Source organism: Aquimarina sp. AU474 (assembly GCF_900312815.1).
Taxonomy (GTDB): domain Bacteria; phylum Bacteroidota; class Bacteroidia; order Flavobacteriales; family Flavobacteriaceae; genus Aquimarina.
Genome location: NZ_OMPE01000009.1, coordinates 299,376 through 318,925, shown reverse-complemented (window position 1 = coordinate 318,925; position 19,550 = coordinate 299,376). Strand labels below are relative to the sequence as shown.

18 protein-coding genes are annotated in these 19,550 nt (G+C 33.9%); 11 read left to right on the top strand and 7 right to left on the bottom strand.

Annotated elements, in window-relative coordinates; all coding sequences use genetic code 11:
• Window positions 1-2: 2 nt before the first annotated feature.
• The 3 genes from DK508_RS15115 to DK508_RS15105 are packed head-to-tail and all read right to left on the bottom strand — an operon-like array spanning window position 3 to window position 2,306.
• Complete coding sequence (locus tag DK508_RS15115; RefSeq protein WP_109301629.1) at window positions 3-1,415, bottom strand: GspE/PulE family protein; 1,413 nt, start codon at window positions 1,413-1,415, stop codon at window positions 3-5.
• Window positions 1,415-1,897 (bottom strand): hypothetical protein, encoded by a 483-nt coding sequence (locus tag DK508_RS15110; RefSeq protein WP_109301628.1) that lies wholly within the window; start codon window positions 1,895-1,897, stop codon window positions 1,415-1,417. Before DK508_RS15110 ends, DK508_RS15115 begins: the two co-directional genes overlap by 1 nt.
• A 1-nt stretch (window position 1,898) precedes the next feature.
• Window positions 1,899-2,306, bottom strand: a complete 408-nt coding sequence (locus DK508_RS15105; RefSeq protein WP_109301627.1) for a prepilin-type N-terminal cleavage/methylation domain-containing protein — start codon at window positions 2,304-2,306, stop codon at window positions 1,899-1,901.
• A 318-nt stretch (window positions 2,307-2,624) separates the two neighbouring features.
• Between DK508_RS15105 and DK508_RS15100 the strand changes: the two genes are divergently transcribed.
• From DK508_RS15100 to DK508_RS15085, 4 genes are all read left to right on the top strand, one after another.
• Complete coding sequence (locus DK508_RS15100) at window positions 2,625-3,206, top strand: HupE/UreJ family protein (protein ID WP_109301626.1); 582 nt, start codon at window positions 2,625-2,627, stop codon at window positions 3,204-3,206.
• Window positions 3,207-3,292: 86 nt separating this feature from the next.
• Window positions 3,293-3,724 carry a dCMP deaminase family protein gene (locus DK508_RS15095; protein WP_109301625.1) on the top strand — a complete coding sequence of 144 codons (432 nt, stop codon included), beginning with the start codon at window positions 3,293-3,295 and terminating at the stop codon, window positions 3,722-3,724.
• Window positions 3,724-5,307 carry a S41 family peptidase gene (locus DK508_RS15090; protein ID WP_109301624.1) on the top strand — a complete coding sequence of 528 codons (1,584 nt, stop codon included), beginning with the start codon at window positions 3,724-3,726 and terminating at the stop codon, window positions 5,305-5,307. Before DK508_RS15095 ends, DK508_RS15090 begins: the two co-directional genes overlap by 1 nt.
• A 16-nt stretch (window positions 5,308-5,323) precedes the next feature.
• Window positions 5,324-5,629 carry a hypothetical protein gene (locus DK508_RS15085; protein ID WP_109301623.1) on the top strand — a complete coding sequence of 102 codons (306 nt, stop codon included), beginning with the start codon at window positions 5,324-5,326 and terminating at the stop codon, window positions 5,627-5,629.
• Window positions 5,630-5,639: 10 nt separating this feature from the next.
• Here DK508_RS15085 and DK508_RS15080 read toward each other — a convergent pair whose 3' ends face one another.
• Together DK508_RS15080 and DK508_RS15075 are read right to left on the bottom strand one after the other, a co-directional pair.
• The gene (locus DK508_RS15080; RefSeq protein WP_109301622.1) at window positions 5,640-5,840 is read right to left on the bottom strand and encodes a hypothetical protein; all 201 of its coding nucleotides are present in this window, start codon (window positions 5,838-5,840) and stop codon (window positions 5,640-5,642) included.
• A 32-nt stretch (window positions 5,841-5,872) separates the two neighbouring features.
• The gene (locus tag DK508_RS15075) at window positions 5,873-6,445 is read right to left on the bottom strand and encodes a MarC family protein (protein ID WP_109301621.1); all 573 of its coding nucleotides are present in this window, start codon (window positions 6,443-6,445) and stop codon (window positions 5,873-5,875) included.
• A gap of 114 nt (window positions 6,446-6,559) precedes the next feature.
• Between DK508_RS15075 and DK508_RS15070 the strand changes: the two genes are divergently transcribed.
• From DK508_RS15070 to dgt, 4 genes are all read left to right on the top strand, one after another.
• A complete protein-coding gene (locus tag DK508_RS15070) occupies window positions 6,560-7,129 on the top strand; it encodes a DUF3109 family protein (protein ID WP_109301620.1) in 570 nt (189 codons plus the stop codon).
• A gap of 393 nt (window positions 7,130-7,522) precedes the next feature.
• Window positions 7,523-8,500 (top strand): ribonucleotide-diphosphate reductase subunit beta, encoded by a 978-nt coding sequence (locus tag DK508_RS15065; RefSeq protein WP_109301619.1) that lies wholly within the window; start codon window positions 7,523-7,525, stop codon window positions 8,498-8,500.
• Window positions 8,501-8,812: 312 nt separating this feature from the next.
• Entirely contained in the window at window positions 8,813-11,287 is a 2,475-nt protein-coding gene (locus DK508_RS15060) for a ribonucleoside-diphosphate reductase subunit alpha (protein ID WP_109301618.1), read from the top strand.
• 80 nt (window positions 11,288-11,367) lie between these two features.
• A complete protein-coding gene (gene dgt, locus DK508_RS15055; protein WP_109301617.1) occupies window positions 11,368-12,714 on the top strand; it encodes a dGTP triphosphohydrolase in 1,347 nt (448 codons plus the stop codon).
• Between the two features lie 53 nt (window positions 12,715-12,767).
• Here dgt and DK508_RS15050 read toward each other — a convergent pair whose 3' ends face one another.
• Window positions 12,768-13,211: a lipocalin family protein gene (locus DK508_RS15050; RefSeq protein WP_160114730.1), complete on the bottom strand. Its 444-nt coding sequence runs from the start codon at window positions 13,209-13,211 to the stop codon at window positions 12,768-12,770.
• A gap of 421 nt (window positions 13,212-13,632) precedes the next feature.
• On the opposite strand from DK508_RS15050, the gene DK508_RS15045 reads away from it, so the two are divergent.
• Entirely contained in the window at window positions 13,633-16,293 is a 2,661-nt protein-coding gene (locus tag DK508_RS15045; RefSeq protein WP_109301615.1) for a T9SS-dependent M36 family metallopeptidase, read from the top strand.
• Here the strand turns inward: DK508_RS15045 and DK508_RS15040 are convergent.
• Window positions 16,286-18,061 (bottom strand): 1-deoxy-D-xylulose-5-phosphate synthase, encoded by a 1,776-nt coding sequence (locus DK508_RS15040; RefSeq protein WP_109301614.1) that lies wholly within the window; start codon window positions 18,059-18,061, stop codon window positions 16,286-16,288. The two genes, DK508_RS15045 and DK508_RS15040, sit on opposite strands and share 8 nt — an antisense overlap.
• Before the next feature lie 99 nt (window positions 18,062-18,160).
• Between DK508_RS15040 and DK508_RS15035 the strand changes: the two genes are divergently transcribed.
• Both DK508_RS15035 and DK508_RS15030 read left to right on the top strand, forming a co-directional pair.
• Window positions 18,161-18,610, top strand: a complete 450-nt coding sequence (locus DK508_RS15035) for a nucleoside deaminase (protein ID WP_109301613.1) — start codon at window positions 18,161-18,163, stop codon at window positions 18,608-18,610.
• A gap of 133 nt (window positions 18,611-18,743) precedes the next feature.
• A complete protein-coding gene (locus DK508_RS15030) occupies window positions 18,744-19,520 on the top strand; it encodes a carboxypeptidase-like regulatory domain-containing protein (protein WP_109301612.1) in 777 nt (258 codons plus the stop codon).
• Window positions 19,521-19,550: the final 30 nt, after the last annotated feature.

The window sequence follows — 19,550 nt, the reverse complement described above, 5'->3', positions numbered from 1 at the left end:
TTCTAATTACTTGCTAGTAATGCATATACTTCTTCAACAGAGGTGTGTCCTTCGATGACTAAACGCATCGCGTTGCTTTTTAGCGTTTTAATATTTTGCGAGACAATATAATTATCAATCTGTAATTCGTTATGTCTTATTGTTGTTTCTAATTCTTTGGTTATGGGTAATATCTCATAAATTGCTTTTCGACCTAGGTAGCCTGTTTGATAACAGTTATTGCAGCCAATGGCAACGTAATGCTTTTTTAATGTTTCTGGGATTTCAAACCCTAAAGGGAAATCTTCTATTTCCGAATCTTTTTCTTGCTTACAATGAGGACATAATTTTCGAACCAGTCGTTGTGCAATACTCATTGTTAATGTGCTTGCCAATAAAAAGGAAGGAACGTTCATGTCGACAAGTCTAGAAATAGTAGCCCAGGCAGAATTAGTATGAATAGTAGATAATACTAAATGCCCCGTTAAAGCTGCTTTAATGGCCATATTTGCGGTTTTATCGTCACGTATTTCTCCTACCATAATAACATCTGGATCCTGACGTAAAAAAGCCCTAAGTGCTGCCGGAAAATCAAAATCGATATCCTCTCGTAATTGTACTTGGTTTACGCCTTCTAATGTATATTCTATTGGATCCTCTATAGTTAATATGTTGGAGACTTCTTTGTTTAGTTCTTTTAGTGTAGCGTATAAGGTGGTAGTTTTACCAGAACCCGTAGGACCAGAAATTAAAATAATACCTTGAGGTTTTCTAACGGCTTCTCGGTATAATTCTAATTCTTTTTCAGTAAATCCTAGATCATCTAATTGTACTTCTTGTGTATCTCTGTTTAATAATCGAAGTACAATTTTTTCTCCATATAAAGTAGGCATTGTAGATACTCTTATATCAAACTCTTCGGATCCATTTTTAAAAGTGATTCGACCATCCTGAGCCAATCTTTTTTGCGAGATATCCAGTCCGGATTGTATTTTGATTTGATTTACCAATTGCGGAAACTCCTTTTTGGTAATGGTGTACATTTCCTTTAGTTTTCCGTCTAATCTAAATCGTACTCTACAAAATTTCTCGTAAGGCTCCATATGGATATCACTACTCCCAAAATCTTTAGCGGTAGCAATTAACTTTTGTAAAAAATTATCTTCATAATGCAATTGCTCTTGTTTTGCATTTACCTTACGATAATTAAGAGTTAGATAGGATTGTAAATTATCAGATGTTTCTGAAATCAGAATGATATTTTGATTAAGAATTATGGATAATTCTTTTTGCAAACTTTTTATACTACTTGAGTCAGTTTTAAAATGAATAGTATCTCCATCTCTTTGTACAGGGATTACTCTATAATGAAATGCCTGATTAGAGGTAATCATTTGTTTTAGATCAACGGGTATGTCAAAAGTATCATTACTCATTATATCAGATATAAATTAGCGGCATTTGTTAACCAGTTTCCTATAAGAATTAGTATTAAAAATAAAGCCATATAACCTGCCAGGGGTAAAGTGTGGTACTTGCTTTTGTTTTTAAAAGTTAACCACAGAAATAATGAAAAAAATAAAGAGAAAACAAAAACTACAATAAAAGTAATTGTAGGGAAAGCAATCGCAAGAGCTAAGAAAAATAGCATATCGCCAAGGCCAAAAACTTCTTTAAAAAAGGGTTTCTTAATTTTTAAAATAGCGTAGAGATATAGGATAGAAATGATGGCAAAAATGATCCCTATATTAATGATTATGGCACTTAAGAAATTTGTTTGAAGAACGTTTGTGTAATGCAAATACCCTAGCTGCACGATTAGTGATGGTATTAAAAACCAGTATACAGCTCTACTTTTAAGATCTTGATAAACGATCCACCCAAGATTAAGTATGATAAGTGCTTTAAAAATGAACATATTAATCTTTTACAATTTGTTTAGGACTTCCTTTTTCATCGATTTCCCATACATTAAAAACCCCATCACCATCAAAATCTACCACGGCGGTAGCTCTAGCCTTAAAATTGGAGACTGAAGCTTCTATGATTTCATAGGCATAATTAGCAGTGCCTCCATTTTTTACTGTTGTAGGCGATTCATAATTTATTTCATTAAAATCAACAGAATATTTGGAGTTTAAATATCGATATTGAGTTTCCATATTGCTTATGGTCTTCAATTGTATTTTTGCCTCTTGTGCTTTTGTTTGGGCTATTAAAGGCAAAAAATTAGGTAGGGCAATCAATAATAGGATTCCTATTATAGCCAATACCAATAACATTTCCTGAAGATTAAAAGCATTGAGCCTATAGATCTTAGCATTCATAACTAGTGTTTTAATAAGTTTAGGAGGAGACAGTTGACAAAAATATACTTTTTTGGTTTACTAAAGGTTGCGTTTTTGACACAAATGTTACCCTAGATTTTGAGATTTCTTTAAAAACCCTTTGTTTTTAACGTTTTCAAAGGGTTGAAAATATGTGTATAAATCGATGAATTTGCAACTAAGTCCTGAAAATGTGAGATGTATACCCTCAATATTGAAATATAAATATGCATGTTTTTTGCTTTTAGATTATTGAATTAAGGATTTCTTCATTTTCGTATTATATTGTACATTAGCCAATCCTCAAAATCTATAGTTATGTCAGAATTTTGGTTTAATATACGTCTAGCCTTTAAACATGTGCTCGATTTAAATGCATATGATCATATATTGTTTTTTGTTTTGTTAACCCTAGCCTATAACGCTAGTCATTGGAAGCGAGTGTTGACCTTGGTGACCATTTTTACTGTAGGACATACTATTTCGATGTTTTTAGCATCGTATAATGTGGTTTCGGTAAATAGAAATTTGGTCGAACTTTTGATTCTTGTGACTATTTTGGTTACTGGTATATTTAATGTATTAACCGCAAATAAAACACCTTCTAGTAATCGAATTAATGTTCTTTATGTCATTACATTAATCTTTGGGATAATACACGGCCTTGGTTTTTCTAGTTTTTTCAATATGACTCGTGGCTCGGGCTCTAAGTTTTTGAGTATTCTGGGATTTTCACTTGGGGTAGAGGTAGCTCAAATATTAGTAGTTTTAATTGTGTTTATAATTAGCTTTATAGCGCTAACAGTTTTAAGGTTTTCGAAACGAGATTGGGTTCTGGTTGTATCTTCAATAGTGATAGGAATGATTATCCCTATGCTTATTGCAAATAAAATATGGTAATTAAGTGTGTATTTGGGTTGTATTTGCCACATGGTAATAATATATTCGTACTTTGATTGTTATGATAATATTAGTCGTTCTACCCTATGTCTAAAAAGAAGCAACGTAAATATGATAAAGCCTACTTGCGAATAGCAAGAGAGTGGGGTAAATTATCACATTGTGAAAGAAAAAAAGTTGGAGCGGTTATTGTTAAGGATAGAATGATCATCTCTGATGGATTTAACGGTACTCCAACGGGTTTCGAAAATCCATGTGAAGATGAAGAAGGATATACAAAGTGGTATGTATTACACGCAGAAGCTAATGCGATCTCTAAGGTTGCATCTTCTACACAATCGTGCAAAGGAGCAACGCTCTATATAACATTATCACCATGTAAAGAATGTAGTAAATTGATTCATCAGGCCGGTATAAAACGGATTGTGTATCAAGTTGGATATAAAGATGACTCTGGACTTAAATTTCTTGAAAAAGCCGGAGTAGAAATAGAACAGATTACGGATTTAGACGATTAATGGGATATTCAAAAAAATACTTACCCTTGTTTTTAGGATTAGCTGTAGGAGCTGGAATCTTTTTAGGTAGTAAATTGAATTTTAGCAACCCTTCTGCCAAGTTGTTTTCTTCTAATGCCAAAAAAGAAAAATTAAATCGCCTAATTGATTATATCGATTATGAATATGTTGATGAAATCAATACCGATAGTATTGTTGATGTTACGGTTAATAGTATTCTTGAAAATTTAGACCCACATTCAGTCTATATCCCGCCAGAAGAACTTGAGGGAATTACCGAGAGTATGCAAGGAGATTTTATTGGGATTGGAGTTACCTACTATTCTTTTAGAGATACTATATCCGTAATAAATACGATCAAAGGAGGTCCTAGCGAGAAATCTGGGATAAAAGCTGGTGATAGAATTTTGATGGCTGATAGCGATACTTTGTTTGGTGAAAGTTTATTAAGAGATAGACTAGCAGATAAGTTAAAAGGTGAGTTAAATAGCCAGGTGCAACTTAAAGTTTTTCGCCAAGGTACAGGAGTGTTTGATGTTGTTGTAAAAAGAGGCAGAGTTCCTTTAAAAAGTGTTGATGCATCTTATCTAATTAATGATGATTTAGGGTATATTAAAATAAATCGATTTGCCGAAACTACTTTTAAAGAATTTAAAAGAGCTTTAGACTCTTTAAGGAATGAAGGAGCTCAAAGTTTAGTTGTCGATCTTCGAGATAATGGAGGAGGGTTTATAGCTCCTGCATTAAAAATGGCAGATGAATTCCTTAAAGATGATGTGCTTATCATGTTTACCAAAAATAAAAAAGGAACGATAGAAAATAATTTTGCAACAAATAAAGGAGATTTTGAAGAAGGCAAGATTTATGTGTTAATTAATGAAAACTCTGCTTCAGCAAGTGAGATTTTTGCTGGTGCCATTCAAGATAATGATAGAGGTACAATCGTAGGAAGACGGTCGTATGGGAAAGGTTTGGTGCAAAGAGAAATGGCTTTGGGAGATGGTAGTGCAGTCCGATTAACGATTTCTAGGTATTATACACCTACAGGTAGATCTATTCAAAAGCCTTATGAAAACGGAAACAAAGAGTATTTCAATGAATATTTAGAGCGCTATAAAAATGGAGAAATGCTTAGTGCGGATAGTATTCAAGTAGCAGATTCTTTAAAATTTAAAACCCCAGCAGGTAAAACAGTATACGGTGGTGGTGGCATTATTCCAGATATTTTTGTAAGTAAAGATACTACAAGGGTCGGGGAAACGTTAGATTACTTGTTGCGTTCTGGGAGAATGGGTCGATACGTATTTGAAGAACTAGATAAGAAGAGAGTGTTTTATAATGACTTATCCAAAGAGAATTTTGAAAACGAGATTGTAATTACAGATGAATTTGCCGAAGGTTTTATGAAATATGCCAGAAGAATTGGGGTAGAGATAGAACTGAAAAATTACTTAGAACAATTAAAGAAATATTTAAAAGCTACTATGGCCCAACAATTATTTGGTACAAATGCTTTTGAAAGAATTATAAACAAAGATGATGCGATGATCAAAAAAGTGTTATCCTTGTCAGAAAATGAGTAATTAGACACGCCCATATATGTCAGAGTTAAAAGAATATTTGGTTGCCATTGCAATCTGTTCTCCGCTTTTTTTCTTTATTATAGCTGTAGCTTTTAGGTTGCTGGATAATAGCGCATCTATTTTTCTAAGACACGATATTTTGGTAGACACCTCCTACGTTTCTGCAGATATAATCAGAGAACATATGACAAGTTCTGATGATATGAAACTTAAAAAATCACTAAAAAGAGCGCTGTTATTCAGGAAATTACATAATTTTTTTATGATTATGATGGTAATATCTATACCTCCGGTAATTATAGCCTGTTTTTTCTTGTTCTAAAACAAAGAACCTATCTTGCTTTTTTCTTTTCCTGAATCTTTCTAGATATTAGTAGTATTGACATTAATACAATAACACAGGCAGGTGCAAAAACACCAATTAGTGCTGTTTTACTATCTCCAGTAAAAAGGTTGTTAAAGTCTAAATGTGTTGCGTTGTAGATCATTAAGCCAGTAGCAATAACAATTAATATGTAAATAAAGTACTTCAAAATATATAATTTATAACTGTTTATTTATCGTGTTAGAATAAGCCTTTGATATTGGTAGCAAATAATTTAACGGCGATAGCTAACAAAATAACCCCAAAAATCTTTCGAACTACATTTATCCCTTGCTTACCTATTATTTTTTCAATTTTAGCCGAAGATTTTAATACAGCATACACAAAAATAATATTGATTACAATTGCGATAACTATATTAATAGTGTGATACTCTGCTCGTAAAGAAAGTATAGAAGTCATTGTTCCGGCTCCCGCAATTAACGGAAAGGCTAATGGTACAACTGCAGCAGTCTCAGGAGCATCATCTTTGTATAATTGAATTCCTAATATCATCTCTATGGCCAAGAAAAATATGATAAATGAACCTGCCACTGCAAATGAATTTACATCTATACCAATTAAACTTAGAATTTCTTTACCAACAAATAAGAAAAGAATCATTAAAATGGCCGCGACTATTGAGGCTTTTTCACTTTGGATATGTCCTACTTTTTTTCGCAGATCAATAATTATAGGAATACTTCCTATAATATCTATAACCGCAAATAAGATCATACTAGCGGTTAATATTTCTTTAAGGTCGAAATTCATGTGATGATGGTTTCAAAAATTTATACAAATGTAAATAGACTTTATTTAATAAAGGTATTATAAAAAGGTGAATAAACTGTAAAAATTATTGCGCATAAAAATTATCTTTGCTGTATGTTTCAATTAGGAAAAACGATCGTTTCTGAAGATATTATAGAAAAAGAATTTGTCTGTAATCTCTCTGCCTGTAAAGGCGCATGTTGTATTGATGGAGAAGCGGGGGCGCCTCTTGAAGAATCCGAAACACTTAAGCTTAAAGAAATTTACCCTATTGTTAAGCCATACTTACGCAAAGAGGGTATAGCATCGATTGAGCAGCAAGGAACACATATTAAAACAGAAAATGGTGAGTTAGAAACTCCATTAATCGATGGTGCAGATTGTGCATATGTAATTTTTGATAATAAAAGAACTGCGATGTGTGCTATTGAGGAAGCATATAATCAAGGGGATATAGATTGGAAAAAACCAATCTCTTGTCATTTATATCCAGTGAGAGTTCAAAATTACACAGAATTTTCTGCGGTGAACTATCATAAATGGGAAATCTGTGATGATGCATGCGCACTAGGAAAAGAATTGCAGGTTCCTATTTATAAGTTTGTAAAAGAAGCCTTGATTAGAAAATTTGGCAAAAATTGGTATATCGAACTTGAAAAAGTCGCTGCAACTTTAAAAAAGTAAACTCTTAATTTCTTCTTTTTGGACTTTTTTGTTCAAATCTCTTCTTTTTTTTGTTAAAAAAATGACTTTTTTGGCGTTACGGGAATGCCGTAATTTGATGTTTTTAAGACTCCCTGATTTTTTGTTTAAAAAACACGGTTAGCAACTGAAAAATAGGCGTTTTTTAATAATAGTGACAAGAGTTTTTTGTTTTTTTGAAACCATTTAATTCATTGATATACAGGTTTTTAAATATGACTTAAGAAACACTCTGTTTTTAGGTGAATTCACTTCGTGTTGAAAACTTTGTTGAAAACGTTTGTTAACTTTAAGTAGAACTTTTAGCCTATTTTTTGATCTTTGTAAGACCCTTAAAAAGGAAAATATTCTTAAAAAACAGCTAAAAAAATCGAGATGAGTGCCGTAGAACCAATTTTGCAAGAAAATAAAGACCGATTTGTGATTTTTCCTATTCAACACCATGATATTTGGGAGTGGTATAAAAAATCAGAAGCGAGTTTTTGGACGGCTGAAGAAATCGATTTACATCAAGATATAACTGATTGGTCGACTAAGCTTAACAATGATGAACGTTATTTCATTAAACACATATTAGCTTTTTTTGCTGCTTCAGATGGAATTGTAAATGAAAATCTAGCAGAAAATTTTGTGAATGAAGTACAGTATAGTGAAGCTAAGTTTTTCTATGGTTTTCAGATCATGATGGAAAATATTCATTCTGAAACCTATTCTTTACTTATTGATACATATGTAAAAGATGAAAAAGAAAAAGATATCTTATTTAATGCTATCGAAAATTTTCCTGCCATAAAGAAAAAAGCGGATTGGGCACTTAAGTGGATCGATTCTGATTCTTTTGCAGAGCGATTGATTGCTTTTGCTGCCGTAGAAGGTATTTTCTTTTCGGGAGCATTTTGCTCAATATTTTGGTTAAAGAAACGTGGATTAATGCCAGGACTTACTTTTTCTAACGAGTTAATTTCTAGAGATGAAGGAGTGCATTGTGATTTTGCGGTTCATCTACATAATAAGCATTTGGTAAATAAAGTGCCAAAAGAAAGAATTAAAGAAATTATCGTAGATGCTTTAAATATAGAAAGAGAGTTTATTACAGAGTCTCTTCCTGCTAGTTTGATAGGTATGAATTCGAAACTCATGACGCAATATCTAGAATTTGTTACAGATAGATTATTAGTAGAATTAGAATGTGAAAAAGAATATGGAACTGCGAATCCATTTGATTTTATGGATATGATCTCATTGCAAGGGAAAACAAATTTCTTTGAAAAACGAGTTTCAGAATATCAAAAAGCGGGAGTGCTTAATAACGATACCGGAGAGAATAAAATAAGTTTTGATGCCGATTTTTAATCCTTAAAAATCTTTCAAAATAAAAATATATTCATTCTGAGCTAATCAAAAACGTTTCTTCTGTTTAATTCAGATTAGCTCAGTTTGATAAGGTTCATTAAGAACGAACTTTTACAATAAAACAAAAAGGGACGAAAGTCATATAATTTAGATTACATTCATAAATAAAGTGCTCTTTGAGTAGAGGCTTTTATTACCTTATCTATAGGGGGTAAGGTGGCTGTAATTTTTTGACTTTTGATTGAGAACATAGTAACACAAATTAACATCAATTCCTTCAATAGAAGGAAGTTTTAAAAACCAAAAAGAAGTATGTATGTAGTAAAAAGAGATGGCCGTAAAGAACCAATTATGTTTGACAAGATTACCGCGAGGGTAAGAAAATTGTGTTATGGACTTAATCCACTAGTTGATCCTGTCAAGGTAGCTATGAGGGTGATAGAAGGATTGTATGATGGGGTAACTACAAGTGAATTGGATAATTTGGCTGCCGAAATTGCTGCTACAATGACCATAACACACCCTGATTATGCGAAACTTGCAGCACGTATCTCTGTTTCTAATTTACATAAAAACACCAAGAAAACATTTTCTGAAGTAATCACAGATTTGTATGAGTATGTTAATCCAAGAACAGAGAAGAAAGCTCCTCTGATTTCGGATGAAGTGTATGATGTGATTATTGCAAATAAAGAAAAGCTAGACTCTACGATTATATATAATCGTGATTTTGGTTATGATTATTTTGGTTTTAAAACATTAGAACGTTCGTATCTACTTAAGATTAATGGTAAGATTGCTGAACGACCACAGCACATGCTTATGAGGGTTTCTATTGGGATTCATCTTAATGATTTGGATGCAGCTATAGAGACATATGAATTAATGTCTAAAAAATATTTTACGCACGCTACACCAACATTATTTAATTCAGGTACTCCAAAACCACAAATGTCTTCTTGTTTTTTATTAACAATGCAAGATGATAGTATAGATGGTATATATGATACATTAAAACAAACTGCAAAGATTTCTCAATCTGCAGGAGGAATAGGATTATCTATTCATAATGTCCGTGCTACAGGGTCATATATCGCAGGAACCAATGGAACATCAAATGGTATTGTACCCATGTTAAAAGTGTATAATGATACCGCGCGTTATGTAGATCAAGGTGGAGGAAAACGTAAAGGATCATTTGCAATATATGTAGAGCCATGGCATGCTGATATTTTTGATTTCTTGGACCTTAGAAAAAACCACGGTAAAGAAGAAATGCGTGCACGTGATTTGTTTTATGCAATGTGGATCCCTGATTTATTCATGAAACGTGTTCAGGATGATGCCGAATGGACATTAATGTGTCCTAATGAATGCCCTGGATTATTTGATATTCATAGCGATGCGTTTGAAAAAGAATATTTACGTTTTGAAGCAGCAGGAAAAGGTCGTAGAACGATTAAAGCTCGAGAGCTTTGGGAGAAAATCTTAGAATCTCAGATCGAAACCGGTACGCCATATATGTTGTATAAAGATGCAGCAAATCGTAAATCAAACCAACAAAATTTAGGTACTATTCGTTCTTCTAACTTATGTACAGAAATTTTAGAATATACTAGTCCTGATGAGGTAGCCGTGTGTAATCTAGCTTCGATTGCATTACCCATGTTTGTAAAAAATGGAGAATTTGATCATAAAGAACTTTTTAGGATTACGAAGCGAGTAACCAAAAACTTGAATAAAGTAATTGATCGTAACTATTATCCAGTAAAAGAAGCCGAAAATTCTAATATGCGCCATCGTCCAATTGGATTAGGAGTACAAGGATTGGCCGATGCGTTTATTCAATTACGTCTACCTTTTACAAGTGATGAAGCTAAGAAATTAAACCAAGAGATTTTTGAAACGCTGTATTTTGCCGCAGTTACTGCTTCTATGGAGGAAGCTAAGGCAGATGGAGCTTATCAAAGTTATGATGGATCTCCAATCTCAAATGGAGAATTTCAATACAACTTATGGGGGATTAAAGATGAAGAATTAAGTGGTCGTTGGGATTGGGCCAAATTGCGTAAACAAGTACTTAAAAACGGAGTACGTAACTCATTATTAGTTGCACCGATGCCAACTGCGTCTACTTCTCAGATTTTAGGAAACAATGAAGCTTTTGAACCATATACAAGTAATATATATACAAGACGAGTGCTATCTGGTGAGTTTATTGTTGTAAACAAGCACTTATTAGAAGATCTAGTAAGGTTAGGATTATGGGATGATACTCTTAAGGACGCAATTATGCGTGCAAACGGATCAATACAAAATATTGATATTATTCCTCAGGATCTTAAAGAATTATATAAGACCGTTTGGGAATTAAGTATGAAAGATATTATCGATATGTCTCGTCATAGAGGATACTTTATCGATCAGTCACAATCGCTTAATTTATTTATGGAAGGTGCGACCATGGCAAAATTAACATCAATGCATTTCTATGCATGGAAAAGTGGATTAAAAACAGGGATGTATTACCTAAGAACAAAATCTGCGGTAGATGCTATTAAGTTTACACTAAAAACTGAAGCAAAAGAAGCACCGCAACCAGAAAAGGTAGCAGTAGCGGCGGCACAAGTGATGGAAGCGCAAGCAGCCAAAACGGAACCAACACCTGCTCCAGTTCAAGAGACTGTTACTCCAGAAGGAACAGCACTTACTCCAGAAGAACTTCGTGCAATTATTGCACAATCTAAAGAAGGCGAAGGAGATGATTGTTTAATGTGTGGGTCTTAGACCTAGATTTATATAGGGAAAAAAGGGGAAGTTTCTTAGGATACTTCCCTTTTTGGATATTCGAACTTTTTTAAAATATGATGAACTGGGAACAACTTCTGTCTTTAAAAAGACAAGGTGATACAAATAAAAGATTACGTAAAGAACAAGACGAAACAAGACTTGGTTTTGAAGTAGATTATGATCGAATCATTTTTTCTTCGGCGTTTAGGAGTTTGCAGGATAAGACACAAGTGATTCCATTGTCTAAAACTAGTTTTGTTCATACGAGATTAACGCATAGTTTAGAGGTGTCTGTAGTAGGACGTTCTTTGGGTAGAATAGTAGGTAAGAAGATTTTAGAAAAACACCCACATTTAGCCACTATTCATGGATATCGATTTAACGATTTTGGAGCAATTGTAGCGGCAGCTGCACTGGCACATGATATTGGTAACCCCCCATTTGGACATTCGGGAGAAAAAGCGATAGGAGAGTATTTTAAAACCGGAAGTGGTAATAGATATAAAAAGCAACTTACCCCCAAACAGTATCAAGATTTAATAGATTTTGAAGGGAATGCCAATGGGTTTAAAATTTTAACCGAGTCAAGAGAAGGTATCCAAGGCGGATTAAGACTTTCTTATGCTACTTTGGGTGCTTTTATGAAATACCCAAAAGAATCTTTACCCAAAAAACCAACAACTCATATTGCACATAAAAAATACGGATACTTTCAGAATGAAAAAGACTTTTTTAAAGAGGTTGCAGAAGAGGTTGGACTGTTAAAAAATAAGATTGAGAATGAAATTACGTATAGTCGTCATCCACTAACTTTTTTGGTAGAGGCTGCAGATGATATTTGTTATACTATTATAGATTTTGAAGACGGTATTAATTTAGGGTTAATTGAAGAGGAGTATGCGTTAGAATATTTGATCAAATTGGTTAAAGATACTATCAATACTACAAAATATAATCAACTAGCTACAACAGCAGATCGATTAAGCTACCTAAGGGCATTAGCTATTAACACCCTAATCGGCGAAGCCGCAAACATCTTTATTGAGAATGAAGATGCTATATTATCTGGAGATTTTGAAACAGCATTAATAGACAAAAGTAAATACGAAGCTCAAATAGATGATATTATTAAAATAAGTATTGCAAAAATTTATCAAAGTCAAGAAGTGACAGAAAAGGAGATTGCAGGTTATGAGATTTTGGCTACATTACTAGATAGATATTGTGTTGCTACAGATAATTTTAACGATAATAAAAGTTCGAATTATGATAAGCTTATTTTACGTGCAGAGGGAGGGTATTTTGATTACCAAAATGAAGATCTTTATAGTAGGCTAATCAGTATCAGTAATTTTGTAGCTAGCCTTACAGATGGTAATGCCTTGTTGAAATTTCAAAAAATCAGAGGATTACGACTCGAATAAAAAAAGCTACCAAATTGGTAGCTTTCTTATTATTTTAAAAGGTATAACAAAAATTAAAGCCTTCTATATGTTTCTATATATACAGTAATCTCTCCGGGAGTCTCTTCGTCTCTGTATTCAACAGTCAATGTGGTGCCACTTACAGTAATTGTGGCTGTATCCGTTTCTGAAACTGTACCTTCTGTATAAGTAAGAGAAAGTTGATCTCCGGATAAAGACCAAGTAATATTTTCTGTTTCTGCATCACTACATGTTATTTGACCGTTTGTAGAAGTAGAATTAAAGAAAATACTCACTGCAGTTCCACCTGTTTGAAATTCAATAGTATCTTGTAAGTCACATTCATCAAGCGTTTCGGCTACACCATCTTCAGAGGCAGCAGTCCATTGCCATTTTCCGATTAAGTTTGCTTCAGTGGTTCCGGGGGAGTCATCGTCGCTTCCGCAAGAGGTTAAAGTAGCCGCAATGACGAAAATAAATAAGCTTAGTTTTTTCATGATAATTTGATTATAATAGGTTAATTGTCCGCGAAATAACAATTTTATCATGCGTAAACAAAATAATGTTAAATTTTTATTTAGGAATGAAAGAATATTCTTTCATTTGGTGTGGTTGTGTTTTTTGATTTTCCCTTTTAAAGAATCGAAAAAAATAGATAAATCACTGCATATAGATAAAATAATTGATTTGTTTTGAAAGTAGAGAGAAAAAAATCCGACGACATTAAAGAGAAAATTTAATAAAGTATTAACAAATAATATTAATTCGCCATCCGTTCGATGCGAAAATAGAATTTGTTGAAAACTCATAGATTTAAGAAGTTATAGATTTTATTGTATATTTAAATATCTCTTACACAATTGATAAAATTGTATTTATAACTTTTTGGGGCTTAGTTTTGGAAATATTGGTATAGTTATGAGACAATTTTACGTTGTATTTTTTTTGGCCTGTATTGGCTTGAGTTCTATTAGTGCTCAATCATCAAACTTAGCGTTGATAAAGGAGTATTTGTTAAAAGAAGGAATGTCTTCCAAGGACCTCGTAGGGTTAAAAATCCAAAGAGAATCATTCTCAAAAAGTTTACAAGCTACCACTACCTATGTTATCCAAGAATATAAAGGAATAGCTATACAAAATGCGATAGGGAGTTTTGCGGTTAAGAATGGAGAAGTTGTTTCTTTTACAGGTAATTTTGTAAATAATATATCTTCTAAAATTAGCGGCATAACTACTTCTATTTCGCCCGAAAACGCTGTAAAAAAAGCATCAGTATCTTTAGGGGTTGGTATCGCAAGTGATATCAAAGTGCTTCATAAAACGAAAACAGCCAAAAATTCCTTTCTTCTTTCTAAAGGAAATATATCTGCGGATAATATTCCTGTAGCATTAGTATTTGAGCAAAAAGAAGATAAATTAGTGTTATGCTGGGATTTAAGTATACATACTAAGGATGGAGAACATTGGTATAGTGCAAGAGTAGATGCAGTTACAGGCAAACTAATGAGTAAAAATGATTGGGTGGTGCACTGCTCTTTTGATAATCATAGGCACAATAAAAAAGAAGTAAAGAGTTTTTCTTTGTTTAAACCAGAATTAAAGGTTTCGACATCTTTTATGGATCCAACGTATAATGTTTATCCGATTCCTTCGGTAGAGAGTCCTAATCATGGAGGTAGACAGCTAATATCTGGTCAAGAAGATGAATTGGCTTCACCATTTGGATGGCATGACACTAATGGAGTTGCTGGAGCAGAGTCAACTACTACTAGTGGTAATAATGTGACAGCTTCAGAGGATATTAATGGTAATAATGGATTTGGTGCTCAACCCGATGGGGGAGCCAATCTTTTATTCGATTACTCTTTTGACCCTAACACTCTTGTAGTTAATAATCAAGATGCTTCAATCACTAATTTGTTTTACGCAAATAATGTAATTCATGATGTATGGTATCATTATGGTTTTAATGAGGCATCAGGAAATTTTCAATCTAATAATTACGGACGAGGAGGGTTTAGTAATGATGAAGTATTTGCTGATGCTATAGATGGTTCAGGGTTTAATAATGCCAATTTTGCAACCCCTCCCGATGGAGCTAATCCTCGTATGCAAATGTTTTTATGGAATCCAGAAGCAAGCCCAGATATTCAGGTGTTTGTAGTTAATAATACAACGGCTGCAGGTTCTTATAGTATAGTTGATAATAATTTTGATCCTGGTCATGTAGATGCACCCGAGGTCCCTGATGGGATTACTTCCGATTTAGTTTTGGCAATAGACGACGATCCGGCCGCAAATGAAAGTGATGCTTGTAGTGATCTTGTTAATGCTGTAGATATTGATGGAAAAATAGCTGTGGTGCGACGAGGAGAATGTAATTTTGACGATAAAGTATTTAGATGCCAAGAAGCAGGTGCTATAGCGGTAATAGTAGTTAATAATCAGGATGGAGACCCAATAGTTATGGGCGGTGATAATGGTCAAATAAATATACCAGCTGTGATGATAGGTATGAATGACGGTGAGGCTATTATAACAGAAATGGCTACCAATACTGTAAACATAACATTGTCTGATGCAGGTTTAAATATACTAGCAAATGATAGCTCTTTTGATAACGGAATTATAATACATGAATATGGTCATGGTATTTCTACTCGTTTGACTGGCGGGGCGAATAATTCTAGTTGCTTGATTGCATGTGTAGAATTTGATGATGATGGTAATTGTATTCAAGATACGGAACAAATGGGAGAAGGATGGTCAGATTGGTTTGCCTTAATGATGACTATAGAATCTGGAGATACTGGAGCCGATGCAAGAGGTATTGGTACTTTTTCAACTGGAGAACCAGTAACAGGCGGCGGAATAAGACCTTTTCCTTATAGTACAGATTTAAATGTTAATCCAGTTACTTATGCAGATACAAATGATGAAACAAATTTTTCTGCACCTCACGGAGTAGGATCTGTATGGGCGTCAATCTTATGGGATCTTAATTGGGCGCTTATAGAACGAGATGGCTTTGATCCTGATCTTTATAACGGTACTGGAGGAAATAACTTGGCAATGCAATTGATTATTGATGGATTAAAATTACAAACGTGTAACCCGGGATTTATTGACGGAAGAGAAGGAATCTTACGAGCTGATGAAATCGCTAATGAAGGTGCGAATACATGTTTGATTTGGGAAATTTTTGCTAGACGTGGAGTAGGGTGGAGCGCAGATCAAGGAGATAATCAATCTAGAATAGATCAAACTGAAGCTTTCGATTTACCACCAGTATCAGAGTTAAATTGTACCGATGCTGTAGATGAACCAGATATTAATACCGGGATGTTTATTATAGAACCTAATCCATCAAATGGTATTTTTAATATTAGAGTACCTCAAAGTATAGGCAGTAGTACAATTAGTATATACGATGTAAATGGGCGCTTTGTGTATAAAGAACAAGCTTTACTAGAAGATGTGCATCCTGTAGATGTTGCACTTAGAGCTGGATTGTATATTCTTAGAATCGAAGCCGAAGATGGATCAGCTACATTTGTTTCGAAAATTGCAATTAAGTAATAGATTGATATTTTAGAATAGTTTTGACAATTGCCTTTTTAGAAATTCCAGAAAGCTCTTGTAGTTCGTCTACTGTACCGTGATGAATAAATTGATCTGGAATACCTAAATTGATGATTTTGTTTTTAAAATTGTGTTGATTGGCAAAATTGATAACTAAACTACCAAAACCTCCAGATTTAACGCCATCTTCGATGGTGAAAATAACTTTGTGAGTTTTTAATATTTCTTTCAACAAGGTTGAATCTAAAGGTTTTACGAAACCGAAATGATAATGAGATACTTTTTTATCAATGTTTTCTATAGCTTCAATTACATTTGATGCTATCGTACCTGTAGAAATGATTGCAATTTCTTCTCCTTGTTGAAGGCAATTTGCTTTCCCGATTTCTACGGGTGTCATCGGTTGTTTCCAATTGGTTATATGACCTCTTCCTCTTGGGTAGCGAATAGCAATAGGATTATCTAATCCCGTAGATGCAGTATATAACAGGTTTCTTAATTCAATTTCGTTAGCCGGAGCCGCTATAATCATATTAGGGATACAATTTAGATATGCGATATCAAATACGCCATGATGGGTAGCACCATCTTGCCCTACTAGGCCGGCTCTATCTATACAAAAAATTACCGGAAGATTTTGTAGAGCAACATCATGAATAACTTGGTCGTATGCTCGCTGTAAAAAGGTAGAATATATTGCACAAAAAGGAATCATGCCCTGGGTTGCCATCCCTGCCGCTAATGTTACGGCATGTTGTTCTGCAATTCCCACGTCAAATGCTCGATCTGGCATTTCTTCCATCATATACTTTAAAGAACTACCGGTGGGCATTGCTGGAGTAATTCCCACAATTTTTTTATTTCCTCTGGCTAACTCTAATAAGGTATGTCCAAAAACATCTTGAAATTTTGGAGGGAGCCCTGCATCGTTTTTCGGAATTAAATTTCCTGTAGAAGCATCAAATTTGCCTGGAGCATGATAGGTGACTTGATTTTCTTCGGCTTGTTTTAACCCTTTTCCTTTGGTGGTAATAATATGAAGAAGTTTTGGACCTTGAACCGTTTTTAGCTCTTCTAATGTTGTAAGTAATTTAGGTAAATCATGTCCGTCAATAGGGCCAAAATAATCGAAGTTTAATGCTTCGATGATATTGTTGTTCCTCGGTTTTACACCTACTTTTGCTTTGGTTAGGTATTCTTTTAATGCACCCACGCTTGGATCAATTCCGATGGCGTTATCGTTAAGGATAACTAACATGTTTGTATCTGTGACACCCCCATGATTAAGTCCTTCAAAAGCCATCCCACTAGCAATCGAGGCATCTCCGATTACTGCGATATGTTGTTTTGTGTGATCTCCCTTTAGTTTTGATGCAATAGCCATACCTAAGGTAGCCGAAATCGAAGTAGAGCTATGACCTACACCAAATGTGTCATAATCGCTTTCACTTCGTTTAGGGAAACCACTAATTCCACCTAATTGGCGATTGGTATAAAATATATCTTTTCTTCCGGTTAAAATTTTGTGGGGATAAGCTTGGTGGCCAACATCCCATACCAATGCATCATCTGGTGTGTTAAAAATATAATGTAATGCAATTGTGAGTTCTATTACTCCCAAACTCGCTCCAAGGTGACCCTCTTTAGTAGCGACAATATTAATTACAAAATCACGTAATTCTTTTGCCAATAGCGGTAATTGATCTTTGGAGAGTGTACGTAGATCTGATGGGTACTTTATATTTGAAAGTAATGATTCTGACATCCAACAAAAGTAATATTTTGTACTGGTACTTTATAATCTTTTGTTCGAGTACAAATACAAATAATTTTTATTTAGTTTTACCTATTAAATTTCTATACTATGCTAGACCCTTTAGACGATGCGCATTTTATGAAAAAAGCACTTCAGGAAGCCGAAGTTGCTTATGAAAAGGATGAAGTTCCTGTTGGAGCTGTTATTGTAGTTGCAAACCGTATTATTGCTCGAGCACATAATCTTACCGAATTGCTAAATGATGTTACGGCGCATGCAGAAATGCAGGCGATTACTGCTGCTTCTAATTTTTTGGGAGGAAAATACTTAAATGAGTGCACTCTGTATGTAACCCTAGAGCCATGTCAAATGTGTGCTGGAGCATTATATTGGAGTCAAATAGGTAGGATAGTATATGGTGCCGTTGATGAAAAAAGAGGATGTTCTGTTATGGGAACAACGTTGCACCCAAAAACCGAAATTATAGGAGGTGTATTAGAAGAAGAATGTGGCGAATTATTGAAACGGTTTTTTATTGAAAAACGAAATTTGAATTGAATTTTTAAACACACTTCCAGAGTTTAAACTGTAATCCTTATTTGGTTAAAATGTACATTCCTTAGCCTTTAATTGAGTAGAGTTTTGCAACTGCAAAAAGTTATTAGAGTCTTTTTAGTTGTAAAAACGCAGGATGCAAAAAATTACTTTCGTACTTATTGTGTGTCTAGCCTTTGCTGGATATTCACAAGATCATACTAGACTTCGAGGAAAAATTGTGGTCAATGCTCTTTTATCCCTAGATGATGTACATGTTATTAACCAAACATTACAATTGGGTACGATAAGCAATAACTCTGGAAATTTCAGAATAAAAGCTAATCCAGGTGATACCATAATTTTTTCCTCCATTCAATACGCTTTGAAACAGCATGTTGTAGATGAATCTGATTTAGAAAACGAAACCTTTAAAATAAAATTAGAGCAATCCGTAAATACATTAGATGAGGTTGTCGTTTCTCAGCATACATTAACAGGGAAACTAGAAAAAGATATTTTAAATATACCAACCTATACCGAGAATCTTCCATTTTGGAGTGCTGCAGAGTTGAAACGAATGGGGGTCTCTGGTTTTAATGATGCTCAATCCCCAGTAACCAATACAATACTAGAAGACGGAACGAGTGCAACTACGATCAATTTGTCTGATTTAGGTAAGGCAATTAGCGAGGCTTTTAGAGGTAAAAGAAAATGGATTTCGGCTAACTATAAGATAGCAGACTTTTATGAAGAAAAGTTTGTTGTTAATGAATTAGAAGTTCCCGAAACGGAATACTACAACTTTATTGATTTTGTACATGAGCAACCTGAGACAGCTATTGTACTTAGATCTGATGATAAGCTACAAATCCTTGAATTTTTGATAGTACAAAGAGATGTTTTTTTTGAGACATATGATATTAAAAAATAAAAATAGCGCTACTATGTAGCGCTATTGAAA

Coding starts and splice junctions, on each gene's coding strand:
- DK508_RS15115 (WP_109301629.1), bottom strand. CDS start 1,415: ATGAGTAATGATACTTTTGACATACCCGTTGATCTAAAACAAATGATT.
- DK508_RS15110 (WP_109301628.1), bottom strand. CDS start 1,897: ATGTTCATTTTTAAAGCACTTATCATACTTAATCTTGGGTGGATCGTT.
- DK508_RS15105 (WP_109301627.1), bottom strand. CDS start 2,306: ATGAATGCTAAGATCTATAGGCTCAATGCTTTTAATCTTCAGGAAATG.
- DK508_RS15100 (WP_109301626.1), top strand. CDS start 2,625: ATGTCAGAATTTTGGTTTAATATACGTCTAGCCTTTAAACATGTGCTC.
- DK508_RS15095 (WP_109301625.1), top strand. CDS start 3,293: ATGTCTAAAAAGAAGCAACGTAAATATGATAAAGCCTACTTGCGAATA.
- DK508_RS15090 (WP_109301624.1), top strand. CDS start 3,724: ATGGGATATTCAAAAAAATACTTACCCTTGTTTTTAGGATTAGCTGTA.
- DK508_RS15085 (WP_109301623.1), top strand. CDS start 5,324: ATGTCAGAGTTAAAAGAATATTTGGTTGCCATTGCAATCTGTTCTCCG.
- DK508_RS15075 (WP_109301621.1), bottom strand. CDS start 6,445: ATGAATTTCGACCTTAAAGAAATATTAACCGCTAGTATGATCTTATTT.
- DK508_RS15070 (WP_109301620.1), top strand. CDS start 6,560: ATGTTTCAATTAGGAAAAACGATCGTTTCTGAAGATATTATAGAAAAA.
- DK508_RS15065 (WP_109301619.1), top strand. CDS start 7,523: ATGAGTGCCGTAGAACCAATTTTGCAAGAAAATAAAGACCGATTTGTG.
- DK508_RS15060 (WP_109301618.1), top strand. CDS start 8,813: ATGTATGTAGTAAAAAGAGATGGCCGTAAAGAACCAATTATGTTTGAC.
- dgt (WP_109301617.1), top strand. CDS start 11,368: ATGAACTGGGAACAACTTCTGTCTTTAAAAAGACAAGGTGATACAAAT.
- DK508_RS15050 (WP_160114730.1), bottom strand. CDS start 13,211: ATGAAAAAACTAAGCTTATTTATTTTCGTCATTGCGGCTACTTTAACC.
- DK508_RS15045 (WP_109301615.1), top strand. CDS start 13,633: ATGAGACAATTTTACGTTGTATTTTTTTTGGCCTGTATTGGCTTGAGT.
- DK508_RS15040 (WP_109301614.1), bottom strand. CDS start 18,061: ATGTCAGAATCATTACTTTCAAATATAAAGTACCCATCAGATCTACGT.
- DK508_RS15035 (WP_109301613.1), top strand. CDS start 18,161: ATGCTAGACCCTTTAGACGATGCGCATTTTATGAAAAAAGCACTTCAG.
- DK508_RS15030 (WP_109301612.1), top strand. CDS start 18,744: ATGCAAAAAATTACTTTCGTACTTATTGTGTGTCTAGCCTTTGCTGGA.